The sequence below is a fragment of the Duganella callida genome (assembly GCF_004614165.1).
GTDB classification, from domain to species: domain Bacteria; phylum Pseudomonadota; class Gammaproteobacteria; order Burkholderiales; family Burkholderiaceae_D; genus Rugamonas; species Rugamonas callida.
The window spans coordinates 1-7,131 of the sequence record NZ_SPVG01000229.1 but is presented as its reverse complement, the minus strand read 5'-3'; the positions used below and the strand labels follow the sequence as shown (position 1 = coordinate 7,131).

The window sequence follows — 7,131 nt, the reverse complement described above, 5'->3', positions numbered from 1 at the left end:
GCCGCCGGCGCTGCCGCAACCGGCGTCACGCCCCGCCCGGCCGCCGCGCGCGCCGCGCCAGGAGGTCGAATGGGAAGAATTTTAAACGTCCAGCAAGGCATGCTCCTACAGACCACGGGGGCAAATTCCGATACCGGTAACACGACCTAAACCGCATCATGACGTCACCAGAAACGCTTCAGCACCAAAGAACCGGGGCGCTTCAGGCGAGTACGTTCTATTCACTTTTGTAAAGGAATGCAAAATGGCCTCGAATCAAAAAAGCAGCAGCAACAGCAATCGTCAAGGCAGCAACCAAGGTAGCAGCAAACAGTCCGGCAACACCGGTTCGTCCAGCGGCTCGTCGAGCGGCTCGCGTAGCGGCGGCACCCAGGGCGGCACCCACGAGCAACACGTAGAGGCCGGCCGTCAGAGCCACAAAAATGATGGCAACAAAAGCCGCTAAGTAGTCCAGCGCGGCAAATGCGGCGCCGCAATCGCGGGCGCCGCATCGCAGCCGCTTCAGATGTTGGTCACGCGGTGACCGGCAGGCGGCGAGAAATCCTCGATCGCATTAATCATTCCCACCTTCTGCGCCTCGGCCGCCGTCAGATGCAGGTCCGAGTATTCGTGCGTGCGCCAATGCTCCTCGCTCAGCTGTACATGCTGGCGCAGGATCTGCTCGGTGCGGGCGTCGTCCGCCTGCAGGCCCTCGACGATGATGCGCAGCGCGTCCGGCCGGGCGCCGTGCGGCGCGCTGGCGTGCGACTTGTGGACCATGAAGCGCGCGGTGTCGCTGGCATAGCGCTCGCTGCCCGACAGGTACAGGATGACGGCGATCGACGCCACCGCGCCGGCGTTGTAGGTCACCAGCTTGATCGGCAGTTTGCTCAGGTAGTTGTACAGGCAGATGCCGTCACTGACATAGCCCCCGTTGGACTGGATCAGGATGTGGGCGGTATTGATGCGGTCCTCGGTCATATCGGCCACCGCGTCGAAGACGCGGCGCACCATATCGCTGTTCACATCGCCGGACAGCGTGAACCACGCGTGTCCCTCATTAATGGTTTGATCTTGGCTCATGGCTTGGGCTCTGGATTAGTATGATTTATTCTAGCAAATTGTTGCATTGACAGCTTTGCCCCCGTCTCCCATTCGTGCGCGCCCCGGCAAGATTGACATTCAAGCCCTTCTGACATATATTCCCGAGTCTTGATCGGGAGAGGGCAATCCAGCGTTGCCGCCGAAGGGGCACTACCCAAAAACTCTCAGGCAAAAGGACCGGTCAAGGGGCGCGCACGGCAGCGTGTGCGGCTCAACTCTGGAGAGAGGTCGCCGCCGCGATCCACCGAAGGGGCGTGCGGAACAGGTTTCCGTTATCTCTCAGGTACCAAGGACAGAGGGGTCTGCAACATCCCGGAACCAGCTTTTTTAGTTGTTTCTTGCATGCTTTGTTAACCTCTTACGATTTGGACCGGACCATGACGCTCAAAGCCACCCCACTCAACAACGCTCACCGCGCAGCCGGCGCCCGCATGGTCGATTTCGGCGGCTGGGACATGCCGGTCAACTACGGTTCGCAGATCGAAGAACACCACGCCGTGCGCACCGACGTCGGCATGTTCGACGTGGCCCACATGTGCGTGGTCGACATCAAGGGCGACAACGTGCGCGCCTTCCTGCGCGGCCTGCTGGCCAACAACGTCGACAAGCTGCAGGTGTCGGGCAAGGCCCTGTACTCGTGCATGCTGAATCCGGAAGGCGGCGTGATCGATGACCTGATCGTCTACTTCATCAACGAAAACTGGTTCCGCCTGGTGGTCAACGCCGGCACCGCCGAAAAAGACGTGGCCTGGATGCAGCAGCAGAACACCGCCACCAACAGCGGCCTGACCATCACCCAGCGCCGCGATGGCGCGCTGGCCGATACCATGGCGCTGATCGCCGTGCAGGGTCCTAACGCCCGCGCCAAGGTATGGCAGGTGATCCCGGAAGCGCAGCAGCCAACCGCCGACATGAAACCCTTCAACGTGGCCTTCGCCCAGAGCCCAACCTTCGGCGAGGTGATGGTGGCGCGCACCGGCTACACCGGCGAAGATGGCTTCGAGATCGGCGTGTCGGCCGACAAGGCCGAGCAGCTGTGGCAGGCGCTGACCGCCGCCGGCGTGCGTCCGGCGGGTCTGGGCGCGCGCGACACCCTGCGCCTGGAAGCCGGCATGAACCTGTACGGCCAGGACATGGACGATAGTGTCAATCCGCTGGACGCCGGCCTGGCCTGGACTATCGACCTGGTGTCCGAGCGTGACTTCATCGGCAAGGCGGCGCTGCAGGCCAAGGGCCAGAACGCCCAGTTCGTCGGCCTGATCCTGCGCGAAAAAGGCGGCGTGCTGCGCGCGCACCAGAAAGTCATCGTGGCCGACACCGACGCCACCGGCGAGATCACCAGCGGCACCTTCAGCCCGACCATGCAGCAGGCCATCGCGCTGGCGCGCGTGCCGATGGGCGTGAACGTCGGCGACACCGTGCACGTGGAAATCCGCGACAAGAAACTGGCCGCGTCGGTGGTCAAGCTGCCGTTCGTCCGCAACGGTAAAATCCTGGCTGTTTAACTCTTTCCCCCTGATCCTTCTGGAGCTTTACATGAACATTCCTGCAGACCTGAAGTACACCGAATCCCACGAGTGGGTACGCGCTGAAGCTGACGGCACTGTCACCGTCGGCATCACCGAGTACGCGCAGGACGCACTGGGCGATATCGTCTTCGTCGAACTGCCGAAAGTCGGCACCACCTACACCGCCGGCGACGACGCCGCCGTGGTGGAATCGGTGAAGGCGGCCAGCGACATCTACGCGCCGCTGTCGGGCGAAGTGGTGGCCGTCAACGACGACGTGGTCAACGCGCCGGAATCGATCAACAGCGACGCCTACGGCGCCTGGCTGTTCAAGCTGAAGCCGGCCGACGCCGCCGCCATCGACGGCCTGCTGGACGCCACCGCCTACGGCAAAAACACCGGCGCATAAGTCGCCCCTCCAAGGCCAGCCGCGCGCTGGCCTTTGCTTTTTTCTCGCCCGCGCGCCGCGCCGGCACCCGCATTCTATAGCCCTGACATAATCATGACCCGCACCAGCCTGACCCAACTCGAAGCGCGCGACGCCTTCATCGCCCGTCACATCGGCCCTGACGCCGCCGAACAGCAGGAAATGCTGTCGGTACTCGGCTACCCATCGCGCGCCGCGCTGATCGACGCCGTGGTTCCAGCCAACATCCGCAACCAGACCACCCTGCCGCTGGGCGCCTACACGCAGCCGATGCCGGAACAGGAAGCGCTGAACAAGCTGAAAAAGATCGCCTCGAAAAACAAGGTGCTGAAGTCGCTAATCGGCCAGGGCTACTACAACACGCTGACGCCCAATGTCGTGCTGCGCAACATTTTCGAAAACCCGGCCTGGTACACCGCCTACACCCCGTACCAGCCGGAGATCTCGCAAGGCCGCCTGGAAGCGATCCTGAACTTCCAGCAGACCATCACCGACCTGACCGGCATGGGCATCGCCAACGCCTCGATGCTGGACGAAGGCACCGCCGCCGCCGAAGCGATGACGCTGATCCAGCGCGTCGGCAAATCGAAATCGAACGTGTTCTACGTCGCCGACGATGTGCTGCCGCAGACCCGCGAAGTGATCGAAACCCGCGCCAAGCCGCTGGACATCGTGATCAAGTCCTTGCACCCGGCCGAACTGGCCGGCGTCGACGAGTGCTTCGGCGTGCTGCTGCAATACCCTGGCGTGAACGGCAACGTGCGCGACTACAAGGCCGATGTGGAAGCCGTCAAGGCCAAGGGCGCGATGGTGGTGGTGGCCGCCGACCTGCTGGCGCTGACCATGTTGACGCCACCGGGCGAATGGGGCGCCGACGTCGTCGTCGGTAACTCGCAGCGCTTCGGCGTACCGCTGGGCTTCGGCGGCCCGCACGCCGGCTACCTGGCCACCCGCGATGAATTCAAGCGCTCGATGGCCGGCCGCCTGGTTGGCGTCACCGTCGACGCGCAGGGCAACAAGGCTTACCGCCTGGCGCTGCAGACCCGCGAACAGCACATCCGCCGCGAAAAAGCCACCTCCAACATCTGCACCGCGCAGGTGCTGCTGGCGGTGATGGCGTCGATGTACGCCGTCTACCACGGCCCGAAAGGCCTGAAGCAGATCGCCCAGCGCGTGCACCGCCTGACCGGCGTGCTGGCCTCGAACCTGAAGACCCTGGGCTACACCATCACCAACGACAGCTGGTTCGACACCCTCACCGTGGCCGTCACCAACGCCGAGCAGCTGCACGCATCGGCCCACTCGCACGGCGTCAACCTGCGCGTGATCGACGCCACCCACGTCGGCGTGTCGCTGGACGAAACCACCACCCGCGAAGACATCGCCCTGCTGTGGACCGTGTTCTCGCACCCGGTCGGCGGCCCCGCGCACGGCCCGGACTTCGACACCGTGGAAGCAGCCGTCGCGCGCTCCTTCCCTGAAGCCGTGGCGCGTGAGAGTGCCTACCTGACCCACCCGGTGTTCAACCGCTATCACTCGGAAACCGAGATGCTGCGCTACCTGCGTTCGCTGGCCGACAAGGACCTGGCGCTGGACCGCACCATGATCCCGCTGGGTTCCTGCACCATGAAGCTGAACGCCACCAGCGAAATGATCCCGGTCACCTGGCCCGAGTTCTCCAACATCCACCCGTACGCGCCGGAAGCGCAGACGGTCGGCTACCGCGAGATGATCTCCTCGCTGGAAGAAATGCTGTGCGCGATCACCGGCTACGCCGCGATCTCGCTGCAGCCTAACGCCGGCTCGCAGGGCGAATACGCCGGCCTGCTGGTGATCCAGGCTTACCACCAGTCGCGTGGCGAAGGCCACCGCAACATCTGCCTGATTCCATCGTCGGCGCACGGCACCAACCCGGCATCGGCCAGCATGGTCGGCATGCAGGTGGTGGTCACCGCCTGCGACGCCAACGGCAACGTCGATCTGGCCGACCTGAAGGCCAAGGCCGAGCAGCACTCGAAAAATCTGGCCTGCGTGATGGTCACCTACCCTTCGACCCACGGCGTGTTTGAAGAAGGCATCCGCGAACTGTGCGAGATCGTTCACAGCCACGGCGGCCAGGTGTACGTCGACGGCGCCAACATGAATGCACTGGTCGGCGTGGCCGCGCCGGGCGCGTTCGGCGGCGACGTCTCGCACCTGAACCTGCACAAGACCTTCTGCATCCCGCACGGCGGCGGCGGACCAGGCGTCGGCCCGATCGGCGTCGGCGCGCACTTGGCCAAGTTCCTGCCGAACCAGCGTTCCAACGGCTACATCCGCGACAACGCCGGCATCGGTTCGGTCTCGGCCGCGCCATATGGCTCGGCGTCGATCCTGCCGATCTCCTGGATGTACATCGCCATGATGGGCGCGGAAGGCCTGACCGCTGCCACCGAAACCGCGATCCTGAACGCCAACTACATGGCGCGCCGCCTGTCGCCGCACTTCCCGGTGCTGTACTCGGGCCACGACGGCCTGGTCGCGCACGAGTGCATCGTCGACCTGCGTCCGCTGCAGGACGCCACCGGCATCTCGAACGAAGACGTGGCCAAGCGCCTGATGGACTTCGGCTTCCACGCGCCGACCATGTCGTTCCCGGTACCGGGCACGCTGATGATCGAGCCGACCGAATCCGAATCGAAGGCCGAGATGGACCGCTTCATCGACGCCATGATCGCCATCCGCGGCGAAATCGCCAAGGTGGAAAGCGGCGAATTCGACAAGCTGGACAACCCGCTGAAATTCGCTCCGCACACCGCCGAGGTGCTGACCGCCGACGTCTGGGACCGCAAGTACTCGCGCGAAGTGGCCGCCTATCCGGTGCCGTCGCTGCGCAAGCAGAAGTACTGGCCGCCGGTCGGCCGCGCCGACAACGTCTACGGCGACCGCAACCTGTTCTGCGGCTGCGCGCCGATCAGCGACTACGAATAAGCCAGTCTGACGTAGCGAAAATCCCGGCACTGCGCCGGGATTTTTTTTGCATATTGTGCTTGCATTCCTTACACCTGTCAGATATTGTTTACACATGAAATCAAAACATCTCACTGGTGACCAGCTGCTGGCGGCGCTGTCCGCGCTGTCCAATCCGCACCGCTTGCGGGTGGTGGCGGCGCTGGCGTCGGGCGGCCGCAATTACGTCAGCCAGCTGGCGCGCGAGATCGGCATCAGCCGGCCGCTGCTGCATCTGCATTTGCAGAAGCTGGAGCAAGCGGGCCTGGTCACCAGCCAGATGGAACTGTCGGCCGACGGCAAGGCGCTCAACTATTTCGAGGCGGCCGACTTTGCGATCGAACTGACGCCGGCGCAGATCGCGGCGGCGGCAACAACCCTGTCCACCAACTCTGACAACTGAAGGTCATCATGTCCGAACACATCTACCTTTTGACGCTGGGCCTGCCGCTGGGGACCGTATTGCTGATCTTCGTCCTGCGCTACCTGGCCGTCATCAAGCGCGCCCGGCTGCAGGAAGACAACCAGGAGTCGTACCGCCTGCTGGCCGAACGCGCCACCGCCGCCCAGGCCGAGACCGCGGCCGCGCTGGCCGACCTGAAGACCCGCATCATCGCCATTGAAAAAGTGCTGAAAGAAGTCGAATAAGCCAACCACAAGGAGCTTCGCCATGCCGCACGTATCGCTGATCCGCCTGTACCTGTTGAGAGCCGTGTATCTGACCATCGCAGTGGGACTGGCGCTGGTGGTCTGGCCGGGCGTGCTGCGGCACGCGCAGCCGTGGGGCCTGTCGCAAGGCGTGGTGAAATGCATGCTGGCCGCGTTCAGCCTGCTGTGCGTGATCGGTATCCGCTACCCATTGCAGCTGCTGCCGGTGCTGTTGTGGGAAATGAGCTGGAAAGCGCTGTGGCTGCTGCTGGTGGCACTGCCGGCCTGGCAAAGCGGGCAGATGGACGACGGCATTGCCGGCACCATGTTCGAATGCGCGTTCGCCGTCATCATCCCGCTGCTCATGCCCTGGCGCTACGTCTACGCCCACTACATCCGCAAGCAAGGCGACCGCTGGCTGGAATCCGGGGTCAGTTCTGCCAATCGCACACGGGCTCTACCGTAGCGGCCGCTACG

The 7,131-nt window shown here is 63.9% G+C and carries 8 protein-coding genes and 2 riboswitches; of the genes, 7 read left to right on the top strand and 1 reads right to left on the bottom strand.

Going from position 1 to position 7,131, the window contains the following annotated elements; translation table 11 throughout:
• Nucleotides 1-244: 244 nt before the first annotated feature.
• On the top strand, nucleotides 245-445 hold the full coding sequence (locus E4L98_RS22960; protein ID WP_135203860.1) for a hypothetical protein: 201 nt from the start codon (nucleotides 245-247) through the stop codon (nucleotides 443-445).
• Nucleotides 446-501: 56 nt separating this feature from the next.
• Here the strand turns inward: E4L98_RS22960 and E4L98_RS22955 are convergent, their stop codons facing one another.
• The gene (locus E4L98_RS22955) at nucleotides 502-1,062 is read right to left on the bottom strand and encodes an ATP-dependent Clp protease proteolytic subunit (protein WP_135203859.1); all 561 of its coding nucleotides are present in this window, start codon (nucleotides 1,060-1,062) and stop codon (nucleotides 502-504) included.
• Nucleotides 1,063-1,186: 124 nt separating this feature from the next.
• Nucleotides 1,187-1,273, top strand: a riboswitch (glycine riboswitch).
• A 17-nt stretch (nucleotides 1,274-1,290) separates the two neighbouring features.
• Nucleotides 1,291-1,389: riboswitch (glycine riboswitch) on the top strand.
• A 71-nt stretch (nucleotides 1,390-1,460) separates the two neighbouring features.
• Here E4L98_RS22955 and gcvT point away from each other — a divergent pair.
• From gcvT to E4L98_RS22925, 6 genes are all read left to right on the top strand, one after another.
• Nucleotides 1,461-2,588 carry a glycine cleavage system aminomethyltransferase GcvT gene (gene gcvT / locus E4L98_RS22950; protein WP_135203858.1) on the top strand — a complete coding sequence of 376 codons (1,128 nt, stop codon included), beginning with the start codon at nucleotides 1,461-1,463 and terminating at the stop codon, nucleotides 2,586-2,588.
• A gap of 31 nt (nucleotides 2,589-2,619) precedes the next feature.
• Complete coding sequence (gene gcvH / locus E4L98_RS22945; RefSeq protein ID WP_135203857.1) at nucleotides 2,620-3,000, top strand: glycine cleavage system protein GcvH; 381 nt, start codon at nucleotides 2,620-2,622, stop codon at nucleotides 2,998-3,000.
• Between the two features lie 93 nt (nucleotides 3,001-3,093).
• Nucleotides 3,094-5,988 (top strand): aminomethyl-transferring glycine dehydrogenase, encoded by a 2,895-nt coding sequence (gcvP, locus tag E4L98_RS22940; protein WP_135203856.1) that lies wholly within the window; start codon nucleotides 3,094-3,096, stop codon nucleotides 5,986-5,988.
• 94 nt (nucleotides 5,989-6,082) lie between these two features.
• Entirely contained in the window at nucleotides 6,083-6,409 is a 327-nt protein-coding gene (locus E4L98_RS22935) for an ArsR/SmtB family transcription factor (protein WP_135203855.1), read from the top strand.
• 8 nt (nucleotides 6,410-6,417) lie between these two features.
• Nucleotides 6,418-6,654 (top strand): hypothetical protein, encoded by a 237-nt coding sequence (locus E4L98_RS22930; RefSeq protein ID WP_135203854.1) that lies wholly within the window; start codon nucleotides 6,418-6,420, stop codon nucleotides 6,652-6,654.
• 22 nt (nucleotides 6,655-6,676) lie between these two features.
• Nucleotides 6,677-7,120 (top strand): hypothetical protein, encoded by a 444-nt coding sequence (locus E4L98_RS22925; RefSeq protein ID WP_167761424.1) that lies wholly within the window; start codon nucleotides 6,677-6,679, stop codon nucleotides 7,118-7,120.
• The last annotated feature ends 11 nt before the right edge of the window (nucleotides 7,121-7,131 follow it).

Excerpts from the sequence above, each read along its gene's own strand:
- E4L98_RS22960 (WP_135203860.1), top strand. The coding sequence starts at position 245 with ATGGCCTCGAATCAAAAAAGCAGCAGCAACAGCAATCGTCAAGGCAGC.
- E4L98_RS22955 (WP_135203859.1), bottom strand. The coding sequence starts at position 1,062 with ATGAGCCAAGATCAAACCATTAATGAGGGACACGCGTGGTTCACGCTG.
- gcvT (WP_135203858.1), top strand. The coding sequence starts at position 1,461 with ATGACGCTCAAAGCCACCCCACTCAACAACGCTCACCGCGCAGCCGGC.
- gcvH (WP_135203857.1), top strand. The coding sequence starts at position 2,620 with ATGAACATTCCTGCAGACCTGAAGTACACCGAATCCCACGAGTGGGTA.
- gcvP (WP_135203856.1), top strand. The coding sequence starts at position 3,094 with ATGACCCGCACCAGCCTGACCCAACTCGAAGCGCGCGACGCCTTCATC.
- E4L98_RS22935 (WP_135203855.1), top strand. The coding sequence starts at position 6,083 with ATGAAATCAAAACATCTCACTGGTGACCAGCTGCTGGCGGCGCTGTCC.
- E4L98_RS22930 (WP_135203854.1), top strand. The coding sequence starts at position 6,418 with ATGTCCGAACACATCTACCTTTTGACGCTGGGCCTGCCGCTGGGGACC.
- E4L98_RS22925 (WP_167761424.1), top strand. The coding sequence starts at position 6,677 with ATGCCGCACGTATCGCTGATCCGCCTGTACCTGTTGAGAGCCGTGTAT.